The following is an 18,869-nucleotide window of genomic DNA, read 5'->3' as shown; positions in this document are numbered from 1 at the left end:
GTTTAAACGGCTCTCTTGAGATAGGGAGCGCAATTTATTTACATATGAAAAAAACTCTTTGTGTATCAACTCTTTTATGTTTAGCCGGACAGCCGCTCGTGGCACAGGAACGTCCGAATGTTATTGTTTTTCTGGTCGATGATATGGGCCTTATGGATACTTCGCTTCCGTTTCTGACGGATGAGGCAGGTAATCCGGTCCGTTATCCGCTGAATGACTGGTATCAGACTCCGAATATGGAGCGTATGGCTCGCCAGGGAATTCGTTTTTCTACTTTCTATGCGCAAAGTGTCAGTTCTCCTTCCCGTGCATCTATCATGACCGGCCAGAACTCGACCCGACATAGAACGACCAACTGGATCAATTCTGAAACAAATAACAAAACACCTTTCGGGCCGACAGACTGGAACTGGAAAGGTATCTCGAAGAATGATGTAACATTGCCCCGTGTGCTGCACGATGCCGGATATAAAACGATCCATGTCGGCAAGGCTCATTTCGGTTGCCAGAACAGCGACGGTGAACTGCCTCAGAATATAGGTTTTGATGTGAATATTGCCGGTTCTTCCATCGGGCATCCGGGTAGTTATTACGGGGAGAACGGATACGGACATATCAAAGGACAGAAGACTCGTGCCGTACCGGGATTAGAAAAGTATCATGGTACAGATACATTCCTGAGCGAAGCTCTGACATTGGAAGCCAATGAGCAGATCACTGAGGCTGTAGGGGAGAAGAAGCCTTTCTTCTTATATATGTCCCATTATGCTGTTCATTCTCCTTTTGAAGCAGATAAACGTTTTGCCGATCATTACCGTTATACGGGAAGGCCGAAAGTCGCGGCTGATTTTGCTACGTTGATCGAAGGAATGGATAAATCGCTGGGTGATATTATGGATCATCTGGAAGAATTAGGGATTGCCGAGAATACATTAATTATATTTCTGGGTGACAATGGTTCCGATGCCCCTTTGGGTGATGATAAAGGTTACACTTCTTCTGCTCCTTTGCGTGGAAAGAAAGGCTCTGAATTTGAAGGTGGTGTCCGCGTTCCGTTTATTGCCTGCTGGGGTAAGCCGGATATGAATAATCCGCTTCAAAAACAATTACCGATTGAAGTCGGTGGTGTCCAGTTACAGATGGGGACTGTTATGGATATTTATCCGACACTTGTTTCGTTGAGCGGAGCAAAAAATCCGAAGGACCATATTATCGATGGTGTCGACCTGCGGGACCAATTGGAAGGAAAGAGAAACAATAGCCGTCCGGAAACTGTGCTGATGCATTTCCCACATGAGCATCGGGGAAGTTACTTTACTACTTATATAGAAGGAGATTGGAAACTGATTTATTATTATAATCCGGAAAATCCGTCCGAACCCCGTTACCGTCTGTATAATCTAAAGAAAGATCCGGGCGAATCATTGGACGTGTCGGAAAGAAATCCAAAATTACTGGTCAAGATGGTAAAAGCAATGACGGCACAACTCGATGCCGAAGGTGCGCTTTATCCGGAAGATGCGAACGGAAATGTGCTGAGACCGGTTTATTAAAAGAGGAAGTAGCAGACGTTTGGAGTAAAAAATAACACGTAATGTGTTGTATACTCGGAAAAACTTCTTACCTTTGCCCCGCAAATTTTTAAGTACTAACAAATATAAAACAGCGTTTTATGAACAATTATGAAACCGTTTTCATTTTAACTCCCGTTTTGTCTGACGCACAGATGAAGGAAGCGGTAGAAAAATTCACGAACCTCCTGAAAGAACAGGGTGCTGAAATCGTGAACGAAGAAAATTGGGGATTGCGCAAATTAGCTTATCCTATCGACAAGAAAACAACAGGCTTCTATCAGCTGGTTGAATTCAAGGCAAATCCGGAAACTATCGCTACTTTGGAAGTTCACTTCCGTCGTGACGAACGTGTGATCCGCTTCCTGACTTTCCGCCAGGACAAATATGCAGCAGAATATGCCGCTAAGAGAAGAAATCTGAAATCATCAAAAGAAACAGTAAAGGAGAATTAATCATGGCAGCAACTCAATCAGAAATCAGATATTTAACTCCGCCTTCAGTAGACGTTAAGAAAAAGAAATATTGCCGTTTCAAAAAGAACGGTATCAAGTATATCGATTACAAAGATCCTGAATTCCTGAAGAAATTCCTGAACGAACAGGGTAAAATTCTTCCGCGTCGTATCACAGGTACTTCTTTGAAGTTCCAGCGTCGTATCGCTCAGGCTGTAAAAAGAGCTCGTCACCTGGCGTTGCTTCCTTACGTAACCGATTTAATGAAATAATAAAAAGAGAGGAGACAGAATATGCAAGTTATTTTGAAAGAAGATGTAATCAATTTAGGTTACAAAGACGATATCGTAACAGTAAAAGACGGTTACGGACGTAACTTTCTAATCCCCACGGGTAAGGCAGTAATCGCTTCTGAGTCTGCTAAGAAAGTATTAGCTGAAAACCTGAGACAGCGTGCTCACAAATTGGCTAAGATCAAAGAAGATGCTCAGGCATTGGCAGCAAAGTTGGAAGGCGTTGCATTGACTATCGGTGCAAAGACCAGCTCAACTGGTACAATCTTCGGTTCTGTTACAAATATCCAGGTTGCTGAAGCTTTGGCAAAAGCTGGTTTCGAAGTAGAACGTAAGATTATCTACATTAAGGATGCTGTTAAGGAAGTAGGTAACTACAAAGCAATCCTTAAACTTCACAAGGAAGTTTCTGTTGAAATTCCTTTCGAAGTGGTTTCTGAATAATTCAGTAAACGATATAAAGTTGAAAAGGGCAGTCCTTCGGGATTTGCCCTTTTGTGGTTTTATATAGTTGGGTGGACTACTTTTATATTGTATAAAGATTCATCTGGTTTTGTTCTGTTATCCTATGAGCCGGATACCGGAATGAACGACGTTAAACCGGCTATGACTAATTATTTATAGAAAAAGACTTCTCTTTATCAGTAAAAAAATGCTACATTTGCCCCGAATTTGCATAAAATCGTTTACTGTGGCTAGAATATCTTTTCTATATATTAATCTGTTGATGGCCTTGTTTTTGACTCTTCCTGTACTTCAAGCGAGAGAGAAGACTTTTACTGTCGTGATTGATGCCGGTCATGGAGGAAAGGACCCTGGGGCTCGCGGTACTGTTATTAATGAAAAAGCTATTAATCTTTCTGTGGCTTTAAAACTTGGGGATAAGATAGCCGCCGGTCATGACGATGTAAAAGTTATTTATACCCGTAAGACAGATCGTTTTATAGAACTAGATGAACGTGCGAATATAGCTAACCGTAATAAGGCGGATCTTTTTATATCCATCCATACGAACTCAGTCAAAAAAGGTAGCACTGCTCGTGGAACGGAAACTTATACGTTAGGTTTGGCTCGTACCGACGAAAACCTGGCTGTGGCTATGCGTGAAAACTCCGCCATTTTGCTGGAAGATGACTATCAGCAGAAGTATGAAGGTTTTGATCCGAATTCATCCGAATCCTATATTATTTTTGAGTTCATGCAGAACAAGCATATGGAGCAGAGCGTTAGTTTTGCTTCAGAGATACAAAAATGCTTTGTCTCGGCAAAACGGGCAGATAGAGGGGTAAGGCAAGCCGGTTTCCTGGTTTTGAGGAAGACTAGTATGCCAAGTGTTTTGGTCGAACTGGGGTATATTTCGAATCGGGATGAGGAGCGTTTTATGAAATCTTCGGATGGGCAAAACCGGTTGGCGAGTGCTTTGTATGACGCATTCAGCAGGTATAAGAAAGAATACGACAGAAAGCAGGGAGGATTATCCGGATCTATGCAGGGTATAACAAGCTCGGAGGTGTCTTATGTTGAATATGAAGCAACGGAAGAGGCTGTGCCTGCCGGTAGTGAAGAGGATATTCTGAATAAAAAGAAAAATGCTTCGGTTTCTTCACAAAAGAAACAAACTACTGCTGCGACTCGGACAAAATCGAATGCAACAGGGAAAATTGTCTATAAAGTGCAAATTCTTACCTCGGATAAAAAACTTTCTCCGGGGGCAAAAGTGTTTAAAGGATATAAGAATGTAGACTTCTTTGTGGAGAAAGGAATCTATAAATACACCTATGGCGAAACGACCGATTTCGATTCGATCAGGAAGTTGCGCCGACAGGCTGCTAAAGACTTTAAAGATGCTTTTATCGTAGCATTTAAAGATGGCAAAAAGGTAAAGTATTAAAAGAGAAACATATAATTTAAAAGGATGAAAAGTATATTGACCAAAGAGGCAAAGATTGGACTTGTAAGTATTATTAGTTTGGCGTTGCTGTATTTCGGGATTAATTATCTGAAAGGTATAAATTTATTTAAACCGGTAAATCATTATTTCGTTACATTTCATAATGTGAAGGATGTGACGGTATCCAGTCCTGTTTATATCGATGGTTTTAAAGTGGGATTGGTAAGGAGTATTGTTTATGATTATGAGAATACAGATAAAATAACGGTAGAGATCAGTCTGGATGATGAAATGAAACTTACGACGGGAAGTTACATTACGATTATAAAGACGCTTCTGAGTGGTGGCGAACTTCATATCCATCTGAATAAATATGTAAAGGATTATTTAAAGCCCGGGGCTACGATTGAAGGGAAGATGGAAGAGGATATGATGCAGTCTGTGCAGGAGAAGATTCTGCCGGGAGTGGAAGCCCTTTTACCTAAGCTGGATTCTATACTGGGCGGTTTGCAGGTACTGATCAATCATCCGGCTATTACGCAGTCTCTCGATCATATAGCGAAGACTACAGGTAACCTGGAGGCTTCTACTCGTCAGTTGAATACTATGCTGAGTAAAGACGTGCCGGGTATTATGTCTGATTTGAAAGTGATAACCGGTAATTTTAATGAAGTGAGCACCAGTTTAAAAGGTTTGGATCTGGCGACTACCGTCAATTCCATTAATGCGACTTTGGCAAATCTGCAACTGACAACAGATAAGTTGAACCAGAAGGATAATACATTAGGGTTGTTGCTGAATGACAGAAGTTTATATAATAATCTGGATAGTACGATGATAAATGCATCAAGGTTGTTACTGGATCTGAAGCAGAATCCGAAAAGATATGTTCATTTTTCTGTTTTTTAACCGAAAATAATATTAAATCATCTAATCTTATTTAGAATTTTTCCAATTAAGGAAAAAACTGTCTAAACGTAATTTTAGAGATGCATAAGGTCTTTAGATAGAGGAAAATAACGTAGTCTACGGGCCTTTTTGCATGAGAAACAGTGGGATAGCGTAATAATTAAAAGTGTCCTAAAATAAAGGGCTCTTGGATGTGTAAGTGTTTAAGTGTTTGTAAATCAGACTTGTTTTCTATAACTTGTTGACACTAAATGCTATATTAAACATTCAAAAGAACCAAATAATTCGGCACTTTTTTTTTCCGAATTAATTTCTAAACTTTGTAGTCGGAAAAATAAAAAAAGTATAGTTGGGAGAGTAATAAATCATGCAGACTGAATATCAGACATTGTGGAATAAATGCCTCGCTGTCATTAAAGACATCGTGCCGGAGGCCGCTTTTAACACATGGTTCATGCCGATCATACCTTTATCCTATGAGGATAATAAGTTTACGATCCAGGTGCCGAGCCAGTTCTTTTATGAGTACCTTGAGGAGAAATACGTAAATGTATTGAAAGTTACATTATATCGTGTAATAGGTCAGGGTACGATTCTTAACTATCGTGTTATGGTAGATAAGACGACTGGTGGTACCGTAGATTATCCGGCAGAGAATGGTTCGGTAGCAGTAAAGAAGATAACTCCCAAAGATGCGAATAAGGCTCCTAATCCATTTATACAGACTGCACCTCAGGATTTGGATCCGCAGTTAAATCCCAAGTATAACTTTGATAATTATTTTGAAGGAACCAGCAACAAGTTAGTACGTACGGCAGGTGAGGCTGTTGCACAGAATCCTGGAAAGACGACGTTTAATCCATTGTTTATTTTCGGACCGTCAGGGGTTGGTAAAACACATTTGTGTCATGCCATAGGAACCCGTATCCGTGAACTCCATCCGGAGAAGAAGGTGTTGTATGTTTCCTCTCATCTGTTCCGTGTTCAGTTTACTGATGCAATCCGTAAGAATACAACGAATGACTTTTTGAATTTTTACCAGAATATCGATGTTCTGCTATTGGATGATATCCAGGAATTGATCGGTATGGATAAGACTCAGAATACATTCTTCCATATATTCAATCATCTTCATCAGCTGGGAAAACAGTTGATCCTTACTTCGGATAAGGCACCTGTCGATTTGCAGGGAATGGAGGAGCGATTGATAACCCGTCTGAAATGGGGACTTACAGCTGAGTTGAGCCGTCCGGATCTTGATTTGAGAAAGAAGATCTTGAAGAATAAGATCAACCATGACGGTATTGTTATTCCGGATGAGGTATTCAACTTCATTGCGAATAATGTTACTGAAAATGTACGTGACCTGGAAGGTATCCTTGTTTCATTGATGGCGAATGCTGTTATTAATAATAAGGAAATAGATCTGCCTCTGACTAAACGTGTGGTAAGTCAGGCTGTCCGTCTGGAGAAAAAACAGCTCTCTGTTCAGATGATTCAGGAAATCGTATGTAATTATTTCAATCTGGATCAGGCGGTCATTCAGACACGTTCCAGAAAACGTGAGATTGTGCAGGCTCGTCAGATTACGATGTATCTTGCCAAAAAGTATACCGATTGTTCTTTTTCCCATATTGGGAAGATTGTAGGAAAGAAAGATCATGCCACAGTATTGCATGCCTGCAAAACAATCAAGGACCAGATGGAAACGAGCAAGTCTTTCCGTTCGTCTGTTGAAGAGATCGAGGTTAAATTAAGAAGTTGATAAATCATTTTATATAGGTGGAAAGGATGTCGTTTTATATGGCATCCTTTTTCTGTTTTGGGAAACATGGAAATGTTAGTGGTTTTCTTTTTGGAAAATATTTTTGGATTTGCGAAATGTTAATATGTTGATTTTCATATGTGGTATGAAATGAATTGGAAAACCTGATATTCTTTTCGATTTTAGTTGTTTAATAATTTGGTCAATAAATAAAGTATTCTTAAACTTGCACTATTATTAATACAGTAATTATCGTGAACCATAAAACTTACACATTCGATGAAGCGTTTAAGGCTTCACTGGACTACTTTACGGGCGACGAGCTTGCCGCTAAAGTATGGGTAAACAAGTATGCTTTGAAGGATGCATTCGGGAATATTTATGAGGAATCTCCCGTGGATATGCACCACCGTCTGGCAAGTGAAATTGCCCGTGTAGAGAAAAAGTATCCTAATCCTTTATCAGAGCAGGAGCTTTTTGACCTATTTGATCATTTCCGTTACATCGTTCCGCAAGGAAGTCCGATGACGGGGATTGGCAATGATTACCAGATTGCCTCACTCTCTAATTGTTTTGTTATAGGATTGGATGGAGAAGCCGATTCATATGGTGCAATTATCCGGATTGATGAAGAGCAGGTTCAGTTAATGAAGCGTCGCGGAGGTGTGGGACATGATTTGTCGCATATCCGTCCGAAAGGCTCTCCTGTTAAAAATTCAGCTCTTACATCTACTGGTTTGGTGCCGTTTATGGAGCGTTATTCTAATTCGACACGCGAAGTTGCACAAGACGGTCGTCGTGGGGCGCTGATGTTAAGTGTATCGATTAAGCATCCGGATTCGGAGTCCTTTATTGATGCAAAAATGACTGAGGGAAAAGTTACCGGGGCAAATGTTTCGGTGAAGATTGATGATGATTTTATGAATTCCGTTGTTAGCGGAACTTCATATAAACAGCAATATCCGATTGATTCAAATGAACCGACTACAGTAAAGGAAATCGATGCGGCTGCTTTGTGGAAGAAGATCATCCATAATGCATGGAAGTCGGCTGAACCCGGTGTTTTGTTCTGGGATACTATTTTGCGTGAATCTGTTCCTGATTCATATGCCGATCTGGGATTCCGTACGGTTTCAACCAATCCGTGTGGTGAAATACCTCTCTGTCCCTACGACAGTTGCCGTTTGCTGGCTATCAATCTTTATTCATATGTAGTAAATCCGTTTACAAAAGATGCTTACTTCGATTTTGATCTGTTCAAAAAACATGTAGCATTGGCACAACGTATCATGGATGATATTATCGATCTGGAATCAGAAAAGATCGAGAAGATCCTTGAAAAGATCGATTCTGACCCGGAATCAATGGAAGTGAAGGAAACGGAACGTCATTTGTGGGAAAAGATACAGAAGAAGACTCTGCAAGGCCGTCGTACCGGTGTGGGTATCACTGCTGAAGGCGATATGATTGCGGCTTTGGGACTTCGTTACGGAACGGATGAGGCAACAGAGTGTGCTGAAGAAATCCAGAAGACATTGGCTTTGGAGGCTTATCGTTCTTCCGTCATGATGGCTAAAGAGCGTGGCGCTTTCGAAATCTATGATTCGAAACGTGAGGAAAAGAATCCGTTTATCAACCGTTTGCGTGAAGCTGATCCGGGATTGTATGAAGATATGCTGAAGTACGGCCGTCGTAACATTGCTTGTCTGACTATTGCTCCGACAGGAACAACCAGTTTGATGACGCAGACAACTTCCGGTATCGAGCCGGTATTCCTTCCGGTGTACAGACGTCGTCGTAAGGTAAACCCGAATGATGCGGAAACGCGTGTCGATTTTGTGGATGAAACCGGAGACGCATTCGAAGAATATGTCGTATTCCATCATAAGTTTGTAACCTGGATGCAGGCTAACGGTTATTCCGTTATCAAGAAATATACCCAGGAAGAAATTGATGAGTTGGTAGCTAAATCACCTTATTATAAAGCTACTTCAAATGATGTAGACTGGTTGCAGAAAGTCCGGATGCAGGGACGTATCCAGAAATGGGTGGACCATTCTATCAGTGTAACTATCAACTTGCCGGCTGACGTATCGGAAGAATTAGTGGATTCTTTGTATGTTGAAGCATGGAAGTGCGGATGTAAAGGCTGTACGGTTTACCGTGACGGTTCCCGTTCAGGTGTACTGCTCTCGACAGAAAAGAAAAAAGAGAAGAAAGATGATTGTAATTGCATGCAACCGCCGGTGATTGTTTCCACCCGTCCGCGTGAACTGGAAGCTGATGTAGTGAAATTCCAGAACAACCGCGAAAAGTGGATTGCTTTTGTCGGTTTGCTGAACGGTCGTCCGTATGAGATCTTTACCGGTCTTGCCGATGATGACGAAGGTATCATGTTGCCGAAGAATGTATCCAAAGGAACGATCATCAAGAGTTATGATGAAGACGGCAAGAAACATTATGATTTCCAGTTCAAGAACAAGCGTGGTTACAAGATGACTATCGAAGGTCTGGACGGAAAGTTTGATCCCGAATTCTGGAACTATGCGAAACTGATCTCCGGCGTATTGCGTTACGGCATGCCTATCGACCAGGTTATCAAGTTGGTTCAGGGAATGGAACTGAACAATGAATCGATCAATACCTGGAAGAATGGGGTTGAACGTGCATTGAAGAAGTATCTGCCGAATGGTACGGAAGTAAAAGGACAGGTGTGTCCGAACTGTGGTCTGGAAACCCTTATCTATCAGGAAGGGTGTCTGATCTGTACGAACTGTGGAGCTTCAAAGTGTGGATAAGCGTAACATAACAAATATTTTTATAGGAATGCGGGGATTTTCCCCGCATTTTTTATACCTTCGTCTCCGGAACTAAATTTGATACACATGAAAGTCACCTTTAATATAAACTTCCATACCGTTTGGGGACAGAAGTTATGTATAGTAGGGTCTATTCCGGAGCTTGGCTCATGGGAGCCTGCTTTGGCTAAAGAGATGAACTACAAAGGGGATGGAAACTGGCAGCTTGAGCTGGAGTTGGAACTTACATCGCCGCAACAGACCATAGAATACCGCTACTTTTTAAGTATAAACGATAAGCAGATATTTGAAGAGTGGGAGAAAAATCATCAGGTCACATTTGAAGGACATGCCAATCATTATACTTTATATGACTACTGGCAGATACGTCCGGCTAATCTGTCATTCTACTCGTCGGCTTTTACTAAAAGTCTGTTTGCACATCCCTGTAATACATACGAAAGAGTTGTTAAGAGCGGAAAGAAACTGACAATCAAGATATCGGCTCCCCGGGTGGAGAAATGGCAGAGTGTTGCCATCACCGGAAACCAGGAGTGTCTGGGAAACTGGCATCCGGATAAAGCGTTGATACTTAGTTGCGATACCTTTCCTGACTGGCATATCGACTTGGATGCCAATGATATCATTTATCCGTTGGAATATAAGTTCCTGGTATATGATAATGACAAACACCAACCATTATATTGGGAGGAAGACGAAAACAGGAAGCTGGATTTGCCTCCGCAGGATTTCGGAGAAACAGTAGTGGTTTCCGGTCTGTCTTTTCGTGATAACTTACCGTTGTGGCGGTGTGCGGGGACAGTTATCCCTGTATTCTCTTTGCGTTCGGAACAAGGATTCGGTGTCGGTGATTTGGGAGACCTCCGTATGTTGGTTGACTGGGCAAAGAAAACCCGCCAGCGCATTATCCAGGTGTTGCCGATGAATGACACGACTATGAGCCATACCTGGAGGGATTCCTATCCTTACAGTGCCATTTCTGTTTATGCGCTCCATCCGATGTATATCAGCCTGCCTTTGATGGGCGAACTGAAGGATGCAGACAGGGTTGCCTTCTACAAGGCAAAACAGGAAGAGCTGAATGCAAAAGATTTTGTCGATTATGAAGCGGCGGTAGGATATAAGTTAGCTTATTGCCGTGAGTTCTTCAGTCAGGAAGGACAAGCCATTCTGTCGAGTCCGGAATACCATGAGTTTTTTGAACAAAGCCAATCCTGGCTGATGCCTTATGCCGCTTACAGTTATCTGCGTGAGAAGTACCAGACTTCCGACTTTACGAAGTGGGATAAGAATGCAATCTATAATAAGTCTCAGATACGCGAACTTTGCTCGGAAGACAGCGGCGCCTATCCGGAGATATCCTTTTATTATTTCCTGCAATACATATTACATACTCAATTCAAGTCGGTATCCGACTATGCCCGTAAGAATGGCATTGTCCTGAAAGGCGACCTCCCTATCGGAGTGAATCGTACCAGTATCGATGCCTGGACAGAACCACAGTATTTCAATATGAACGGCCAGGCAGGAGCTCCGCCCGACGACTTCTCTGTCAATGGACAGAACTGGGGATTTCCGACTTATAACTGGGATATTATGGAGAAAGACCATTTCTCCTGGTGGAAGAAACGTTTCCATAAGTTGAGCGACTATTTTGACTGTTTCCGTATCGACCATATCTTAGGCTTTTTCCGTATCTGGGAAGTTCCGTTGGATTATATACAAGGCCTTTGCGGACATTTTAATCCGGCTTTGCCTTTTACCCGGGAAGAGATTGAACAGTACGGATTAACTTTCAATGAAGCACGTTTTACTACACCGCATATTAACCGAAAGTTCCTGCCCGAGTTGTTCGGCGATTTGGCAGAAGAGGTAGAAGGTACTTATCTGGCACAGTCTTCATCCAATCATTTCGTCCTGAAATCATTCTGTGATACGCAACGGAAGATAGAAGCCATATTCGATGGGAAAACAGACGAAGTCTCTTTACGCATAAAAGACGGATTGTTTGCCATAGCCAATGAAGTGTTGTTTTTGCGTGACCCACAGGAAAAGGAAAAATTCCATCCGCGTATTTCAGCCAGCCATTCCTATATATATAGTGAATTGAATACATCCGAAAAGTATGCCTTCGACCAGCTGTATTGGGATTTCTTCTATCACCGTCATAACGACTTTTGGAAGGCACAGGCATTCAAGCGGCTGACTCCTTTAGTGGGCAGTACCAATATGCTGGTGTGCGGGGAAGACCTTGGGATGATTCCCGAATCGGTACCTGATGTAATGAACAAGTTACAGATTCTGAGCCTGGAGATTGAACGGATGCCAAAGACTCCTCAGCGGGAGTTTTCCGATTTGTTCAGTCTGCCGTATAATTCTGTTTGTACTACATCTACCCATGATATGTCACCGCTCCGCAACTGGTGGAAGGAAGATTGCGAAAAGATACAGCGCTATTATAATAATGTATTGCATTATGAAGGGCAGGCTCCCGGGGAATGTTCGTCGGAAATTGCCTCCCGGATTATCACAAACCATCTGGCAACAAACTCTATGCTGACTATTATTCCTTTACAGGATTGGTTTGCTATTGACGATACGGTGAAGAGGAAAGACATCGAAGCCGAACGAATCAATGTCCCGGCCAACTCAAACCATTACTGGTGCTACCGGATGCATATACCGTTGGAAAGTCTGTTGATGAAAGAGGAGTTTAATGATAAGGTTGCGCAACTGATTGTTGCCTCAGGAAGAAAATAAGTAACAGTCTATAAAAGTAAAAAGCCCGGTAAATTACTGGGCTTTTGTTTTCTTCGTCATATCGGATGACATGTTGCAAACACCGTTGAAACGGGCATTCGGCTCTATTTCCAGCGACTGGGCAAACACGTCTCCTTTAATATTTGCGGTAGCTTTCAGTACCAGTTTTTCGGTGACACGTACGGAACCTTCCACTTCGCCAAGGACTTCGGCATTGGTAGAAATAATGTTGCCTACTACACGTCCTTTGGGACCGACTACGATTTTTCCGCTACAATTGATGTCGCCATCTACCTGTCCGTCTAATCTGAAATCGGTTTCTGTAATAATATTACCTTTTACGTTTGTTCCGGCGGCGAGGGTGTTATGTAGGCCACCGGCAGAGTTTTCATCTTTTTGTTTTATTCCCATCATAAATAGTTTGTTTGCTTAATCGCAAATATAGACTATTTTTTTGCAGAAAGGTTTACTTTATCTACTTTTACAGATAAAATAACGAAAAATGACAGTACAAATAGAACTGGAAACCATGAAATTTTACGCCTGTCATGGGGTCTCCCCGCAGGAGACACGTGTCGGCAATACGTTTGTGGTAAACCTTGTATTGACGGCTCCCCTTGAAAAGGCGGTAGCCAGCGATGACCTGGAAGATACGATAAATTATGCCGTTGTCTACGAAGTTGTAAAGCGTGAAATGGCTATCCCTTCCAAATTACTGGAACATGCGGCGGGACGTATCCTGGCAGCCTTGAAGGATACTTTTCCGCAACTTCTGGCTATCGAACTGAAACTCTCCAAGTTGAACCCGCCTTTTGGAGGCGATGTTTACAGCGCCTCTATAATTCTAAGGGAGAGCTACGGTTAGTATTTGGATAACTTTCTCTATCTTTGCATTTTTAAAGCACAAATAAACAAAGCACCATGGCATTTACCAACAACGTAATGATTGTCCGCCACGGATTGATGGCGAAGTTAGTTAAACTTTGGAAGGAAAATCGTCTGCTCGACGAGATTGACCGTTTGCCCATAGAGTTGAGTCCCCGTAAATCGAAAGTAATAGGCCGTTGCTGCGTTCATAAGGAACGTGCCGTATGGAAATACAAGACACTTCCTCTTCTGGGTTTTGATATGCAGGACGAAGTTGACGAACTGACACCGCTCTCCGAGTATGCTAAACGGGCGCTGCTCCGTTCGGAAAACAAGAAAGAGAACCTGATGTGCGTGGTGGATGAAGCATGTTCCTCCTGTGTACAGGTAAACTATGAAATAACGAACCTCTGCCGTGGTTGTGTGGCGCGTAGCTGTTATATGAACTGTCCGAAAGACGCCATCCAGTTCAAAAAGAACGGACAGGCGCGGATTGACCATGACACTTGTATCAGTTGCGGCAAATGCCACCAGAACTGTCCTTACCATGCAATTGTTTATATACCGATTCCTTGTGAAGAAGTTTGCCCGGTCAAGGCTATCAGCAAAGATGAATACGGCGTGGAGCATATCGACGAATCAAAATGTATCTACTGCGGTAAATGTATCAATGCCTGTCCTTTCGGTGCTATCTTCGAAATATCACAAGTGTTTGATATACTGCAACGTTTGCGCAATAAGGAGAAGATGATTGCCATCGTGGCCCCTTCCATCCTGGCACAATTCAGTGCACCGGTGGAAAGTGTGTACGGAGCGATTAAGGCAATGGGATTTGAGGAGATTGTGGAAGTCGCCCAGGGGGCGATGGAAACGACCCGCCGGGAAGCGGAAGAACTGAAGGAAAAGCTGGAAGAAGGACAACCGTTCATGACGACCAGCTGTTGTCCGTCGTATGTCCAGCTGGCAGAGAAACATATTCCGGACCTGAAGAAATATATCTCTTCAACCGGTTCCCCGATGTATTATACGGCCCGTCTCGTGAAAGAAAAACATCCGGACGCCAAAGTCGTTTTCATCGGCCCGTGTGTTGCTAAACGTAAAGAAGTAAAGATGGACCCGGCAGTCGACTTTACGCTGACTTTCGAGGAAATCGGTTCGGTGCTGGAAGGCCTGGGTATAAAGGTGGAAGAAGCGAAACCGTTCTCCGTCCTCTATAATTCCGTGCGTGAAGCACATGGCTTTGCCCAGAGCGGCGGTGTGATAAATGCCGTGAAAGTCTATCTGAAAGAAGAACAGGTAAATGCCGTACAGGTAGCCAACCTGACAAAGAAGAACGTCGCCCTGCTTCGTGCTTATGCTAAGACGGGAAAGGCTCCGGCACAGTTTATCGAAGTGATGGCCTGCGAAGGCGGGTGTGTAACCGGTCCTTGTATCCACGCCGATAAAGTAACCGGACAGAAGCAGCTGATTAAGGAACTTACTAAATTCTAAACAACAATGACAAAGAAAATCTTAGTATCATTCTCATTGGCCGGTGCGATGCTGTTGACAGCATGCGGCCACCGGGAATTACCGGCGATGGGAGATTATTCCGTGCAGGTATTTCACGACACTCCGGTGAAGTTCGCACCGGACCAGTATGCCGGTTACAGTGAACCGGGAGCAGATAGTATCTACCATCTGGTAAACGGACGTATCATCCTGAAGAAGGTTACATTGCCCGACTATAAACGCAATGTTTCTGTGAACCTGAAAGTAACAATCGCCTCCAATGGTGACCGTTGGGATAAGTCCGGTTCCTGTTTCATCCTTCCCAAAGAGTCGGCTATCAATCTGCTGAACATAGCAAAAGGAGAGAAGCAATTCCCCGCAGTAGACAGTACGAAATTGGAAAACTTAATTGGTATTGTTTCCGGTGAGGATTATGAACCGACTGTCGAACTGATGCGTTTTATGACCCCGTTCGGTGTCGGTCATTACAGCAGTGCAGACGATAGCCTGAGTAGCAAACGCAAGCCTGTTTATATCGACCAGTGGGCCGATAGTGTGAGCTGGGAGCAGAATATCACCGACCTGTATCCTTTACTGGAAGGCGGGGCTTATGTAGGTGTCTTTATCGATACCTGGACTCCCGAAGGATATATTGCCAGTGTTACTATTGATGTGGACGAATCGGATATAACCTGTGACGCATTGCCTAAAAGACATGTGGAACCGTTGATGAATACGGTTTACTATATCGGTCAGTCTTATCCTGATATTTTTGCCCGTAAAGATGTGTCGACCGGCTTTACCGTTCCGGAAGGAGCAAAGAACGTGCGTCTGAAATATATCGTTACCGGACATGGTGGTCATAGTGGTGGCGACGAGTTTGTACAGAAGCGCAATATTGTTTCTGTGGATGGCAAAGAAGTGCTGAACTTTATCCCGTGGCGTAATGACTGTGCCTCTTTCCGCCGTTTCAATCCGGCAACGGGCGTGTGGTTGGAGAAACGTCTGGCCTCTTATATCGGAGAGAAAGGATATGCGGAGAAAGAAGTGGAAGAGCCTGTCGCTTCTTCCGATTTTTCACGTTCCAACTGGTGTCCGGGTTCCGATGTGATACCTGAGGAAGTCGAATTGACCGATATCCAACCGGGCGAACATACATTTATCGTAAGCATCCCCGAAGCTCAGGAGATAGATGGCAATAAACTGAACCATTGGCTGGTGTCTGCTTATTTAGTCTGGGATGAATAGAAACAATTTAGTGACAGGAGTAACTGTTCCCCTCTTGAGAGGGGGCAGGGGGTGTGTTAAAGCAAGTGTTTAGGCAGAACTATAACACACCCCTTATCCCCTCTCAAGAGGGGAAACAGTTACCATCAGTCGCTTGATCTTTGTTATGAAATAACTTTAAACTAGCATATTATGGATACTTTACTCCCTTTTGCCCTCTTGTGCTTCACTTCTTTCTTTACCCTGACAAACCCGTTGGGTACTATGCCGGTTTTCCTGACGATGACTAACGGGATGAGTGACGATGAACGCAAAACCATTGTGCGCCGTGCCACCATCGTATCTTTTATCACTCTGATGGTTTTCACTTTCTCGGGGCAGTTCCTGTTCAAGTTCTTTGGTATCTCTACAAACGGTTTCCGTATTGCCGGCGGTATTATTATCTTTACCATCGGATTCGACATGCTTCAGGCACGTTATTCCAAGGCAAAACTGAAGGATGAAGAGGTAAAGACGTATGTAAACGATATCTCCGTCACCCCGCTCGCCATTCCGATGCTTTGCGGCCCCGGTGCAATCGCCAACGGTATCATGCTGATGGAAGATGCGAATACGCTGATAAAGAAGATATTGCTGGTAAGCGTGATTGCTTCGGTCTACTTTATCACCTTCCTGATCCTCCGTGCTTCCACCCGGCTGAACAAATATATGGGTGAGACGGGCAACAACGTGATGATGCGTCTGATGGGACTTATCCTGATGGTGATTGCCGTGGAATGTTTTGTAAGCGGTTTCAAACCAATAATGATTGACATATTGCAACAAGCTAATTTATAATGGAAGGAATACAGGTGATCGGCTTCGATGCCGATGATACGCTTTGGGTAAACGAAACTTATTTTCTGGAGACGGAGCAAAAACTCCGTCTTTTGCTTGCTCCCTATGTAGACGGCGAAACTGTCTCGGCTGAACTGTTCCGCACGGAAAGCCGCAACATGCCTCTTTACGGTTACGGGGTGAAGGCTTATATCTTGTCTGTCCTGGAAACGGCTATCCGTATCACCGGCGGTAAAGTCCCGGCAAACGTACTGGAGCAAATCCTGGCCCTGGGAAAGGAACAACTCACCAAGCCGGTAGAACTGCTGGATGGAGTGGAGGAGACACTGAATGCGTTGGTTGGCCGTTACCGTCTGATTGTTGTGACCAAAGGCGACTTGCTCGACCAGGAACAGAAACTGCGCCGCTCAGGTATCGAGCATCTTTTCCATCACGTCGAGATCATGAGCGATAAGACCGACCGTGAATACCGTCTGCTGTTGAAGCATTTGGATATTCGTCCCGAAGAATTTCTGATGATTGGCAACTCTGTCCGTTCTGATATCCTCCCGCCTTTGGAACTTGGCAGTTATGCCGTTCATATTCCTTACCACACCACCTGGGAACATGAAAAGGTGGATGAGCCTGTCGTAAACCCGCGGTTCTTTACTGTCGATTCGTTGTGGGATATTATCTCTCTGCTTCCTTAAGCCGGTTCATTACTGGTTTTATCCTTTTGGGTCCTGACAATTAATCCCTTTTGTTATGACTTTTAAATATGTAATATATACGTTACAAATATGTAAGGTTAAACTTTCGGATATGTAAAGCATGCCTTACATATATGTATGCTTAATCTTTCTTTTCTAAAAGTCCTGACAAAAAAGGTTAGATGTCATATCCTTTCCACTTAGATATTATGAAGAAAGAACTTAAAGGTCGGAGTATTTCTTTTTCCCTTTCAAATAGAAAGCGAGGATTAGGCTGCTGCGCATCAGTTCCGGGATAATCGGAAGCGTTGTCTTTGCCAGGTTCTCCCTGCGTTTCTCTTCATATTCCGGTTTCATATCGAAAAAGGCTTTACGGGCCTCATATACAGCTTTGGCATTTTGAATATGGCCGCATAACAGGAATTTCGTAGCAGCTATATAATCCAACCAGAAGCGGGCACGCATAACAGGCTTCAGGTCTTTTTCGGGAAGGTTCTTGTAAAGCATCAGCAGGTTATTGCGGAAGTTGAGGAAAGTCTTGCGGGGACTCTCCACCTGCAAAGTCGCCCCTCCGACATGATAAACGACCGATTGGGGCGTACATACCAGCCGATACCCCCGCGAACGTAACCGCCAGCACATATCTATCTCCTCCTGATGGGCAAAGAAACCGGCATCGAGGCCGCCTATTTCCTTATAGACGGCGGTACGGATAAACAGGCAGGCCCCTGTTGCCCAGAGGATATCGGCAGGCGTATCATATTGGGCTTCATCTTTTTCTACGACATGGAGCATGCGTCCCCGGCAATAAGGATACCCGTAAATGTCCATATAACCGCCGGCAGCTCCGGCATATTCGAAATATTCCTTGTTGCGCTGTGCCCGTATCTTGGGTTGGGCGGCGGCGATGGTGGCATCGGCCTCAAGGGCTGCCAATGGTGCGTCGAGCCAGTCGGGCGTTACTTCGACATCACTGTTCAGCAGGACGGTATATTCGTTGTCGAGTTGTTTGAGTGCCTGGTTGTATCCTTCGGCGAAACCGTAGTTCTTATCCAGCTGGATAATGCGGACGGAAGGGAACTTTTCCTGCAACAGGGCTATCGAGTTGTCGGTAGAACCATTATCGGCCACGACTACTTCCGTCCTTTCTGCCGGACTGTATGCTATTACAGACGGGAGAAATTCTTCCATCAGCTTCGCACCGTTCCAGTTAAGGATGACGATGGCTACTTTTTTAGTTGACAGATGGGGGGAGGAAGTCGTATTATTTGTCATGATATATTTATTATAGTGAC

Annotated in this window: 16 protein-coding genes; 14 read left to right on the top strand and 2 right to left on the bottom strand. The window is 43.6% G+C overall.

From position 1 onward, the window contains the following. Positions 1-44: 44 nt before the first annotated feature. The 9 genes from DWW91_RS22440 (at position 45) to DWW91_RS22400 (ending at position 12,463) form a co-directional block, all read left to right on the top strand. On the top strand, positions 45-1,553 hold the full coding sequence (locus tag DWW91_RS22440) for a sulfatase (protein ID WP_122328952.1): 1,509 nt from the start codon (positions 45-47) through the stop codon (positions 1,551-1,553). A gap of 119 nt (positions 1,554-1,672) precedes the next feature. Continuing rightward, positions 1,673-2,026 (top strand): 30S ribosomal protein S6, encoded by a 354-nt coding sequence (rpsF, locus tag DWW91_RS22435; protein WP_007654157.1) that lies wholly within the window; start codon positions 1,673-1,675, stop codon positions 2,024-2,026. A gap of 2 nt (positions 2,027-2,028) precedes the next feature. Then, the gene (rpsR, locus tag DWW91_RS22430) at positions 2,029-2,298 is read left to right on the top strand and encodes a 30S ribosomal protein S18 (RefSeq protein ID WP_007654155.1); all 270 of its coding nucleotides are present in this window, start codon (positions 2,029-2,031) and stop codon (positions 2,296-2,298) included. 21 nt (positions 2,299-2,319) lie between these two features. Beyond that, on the top strand, positions 2,320-2,763 hold the full coding sequence (rplI, locus tag DWW91_RS22425) for a 50S ribosomal protein L9 (RefSeq protein WP_007654153.1): 444 nt from the start codon (positions 2,320-2,322) through the stop codon (positions 2,761-2,763). 247 nt (positions 2,764-3,010) lie between these two features. After that, positions 3,011-4,210, top strand: coding sequence for an N-acetylmuramoyl-L-alanine amidase (locus tag DWW91_RS22420; protein ID WP_370449606.1), 1,200 nt, complete (start codon positions 3,011-3,013; stop codon positions 4,208-4,210). 24 nt (positions 4,211-4,234) lie between these two features. Beyond that, complete coding sequence (locus tag DWW91_RS22415) at positions 4,235-5,119, top strand: MlaD family protein (RefSeq protein ID WP_007654149.1); 885 nt, start codon at positions 4,235-4,237, stop codon at positions 5,117-5,119. Positions 5,120-5,486: 367 nt separating this feature from the next. Continuing rightward, on the top strand, positions 5,487-6,884 hold the full coding sequence (dnaA, locus tag DWW91_RS22410; protein WP_010800474.1) for a chromosomal replication initiator protein DnaA: 1,398 nt from the start codon (positions 5,487-5,489) through the stop codon (positions 6,882-6,884). Between the two features lie 254 nt (positions 6,885-7,138). Next, entirely contained in the window at positions 7,139-9,682 is a 2,544-nt protein-coding gene (locus DWW91_RS22405) for an adenosylcobalamin-dependent ribonucleoside-diphosphate reductase (protein WP_007654147.1), read from the top strand. A gap of 87 nt (positions 9,683-9,769) precedes the next feature. Then, positions 9,770-12,463, top strand: coding sequence for a 4-alpha-glucanotransferase (locus DWW91_RS22400; protein ID WP_122328950.1), 2,694 nt, complete (start codon positions 9,770-9,772; stop codon positions 12,461-12,463). A gap of 33 nt (positions 12,464-12,496) precedes the next feature. On the opposite strand, the gene DWW91_RS22395 is transcribed toward DWW91_RS22400, so the two are convergent. Further along, positions 12,497-12,877, bottom strand: a complete 381-nt coding sequence (locus DWW91_RS22395; RefSeq protein ID WP_007654145.1) for a polymer-forming cytoskeletal protein — start codon at positions 12,875-12,877, stop codon at positions 12,497-12,499. Positions 12,878-12,965: 88 nt separating this feature from the next. Here DWW91_RS22395 and folB point away from each other — a divergent pair, with 88 nt between their 5' ends. From folB to DWW91_RS22370, 5 genes are all read left to right on the top strand, one after another. Continuing rightward, on the top strand, positions 12,966-13,328 hold the full coding sequence (gene folB, locus DWW91_RS22390) for a dihydroneopterin aldolase (RefSeq protein ID WP_010800470.1): 363 nt from the start codon (positions 12,966-12,968) through the stop codon (positions 13,326-13,328). 56 nt (positions 13,329-13,384) lie between these two features. Next, complete coding sequence (locus DWW91_RS22385) at positions 13,385-14,821, top strand: monomeric [FeFe] hydrogenase (RefSeq protein ID WP_007654143.1); 1,437 nt, start codon at positions 13,385-13,387, stop codon at positions 14,819-14,821. A 6-nt stretch (positions 14,822-14,827) separates the two neighbouring features. After that, complete coding sequence (locus DWW91_RS22380) at positions 14,828-16,069, top strand: PNGase F N-terminal domain-containing protein (RefSeq protein WP_122328949.1); 1,242 nt, start codon at positions 14,828-14,830, stop codon at positions 16,067-16,069. 171 nt (positions 16,070-16,240) lie between these two features. Next, a complete protein-coding gene (locus DWW91_RS22375) occupies positions 16,241-16,885 on the top strand; it encodes a MarC family protein (RefSeq protein WP_075558727.1) in 645 nt (214 codons plus the stop codon). Next, entirely contained in the window at positions 16,885-17,574 is a 690-nt protein-coding gene (locus DWW91_RS22370) for an HAD family hydrolase (protein WP_122328948.1), read from the top strand. The genes DWW91_RS22375 and DWW91_RS22370 overlap by 1 nt, the downstream gene beginning before the upstream one ends. A 222-nt stretch (positions 17,575-17,796) precedes the next feature. On the opposite strand, the gene DWW91_RS22365 is transcribed toward DWW91_RS22370, so the two are convergent. Then, on the bottom strand, positions 17,797-18,849 hold the full coding sequence (locus DWW91_RS22365) for a glycosyltransferase family 2 protein (protein ID WP_122328947.1): 1,053 nt from the start codon (positions 18,847-18,849) through the stop codon (positions 17,797-17,799). Positions 18,850-18,869: the final 20 nt, after the last annotated feature.

The sequence above is a fragment of the Parabacteroides sp. AF17-3 genome (assembly GCF_003635445.1).
Taxonomy (GTDB): domain Bacteria; phylum Bacteroidota; class Bacteroidia; order Bacteroidales; family Tannerellaceae; genus Parabacteroides; species Parabacteroides goldsteinii.
The sequence above is the reverse complement of the archived record's forward strand: the minus strand, read 5'-3'. Positions and strand labels throughout refer to the sequence as shown.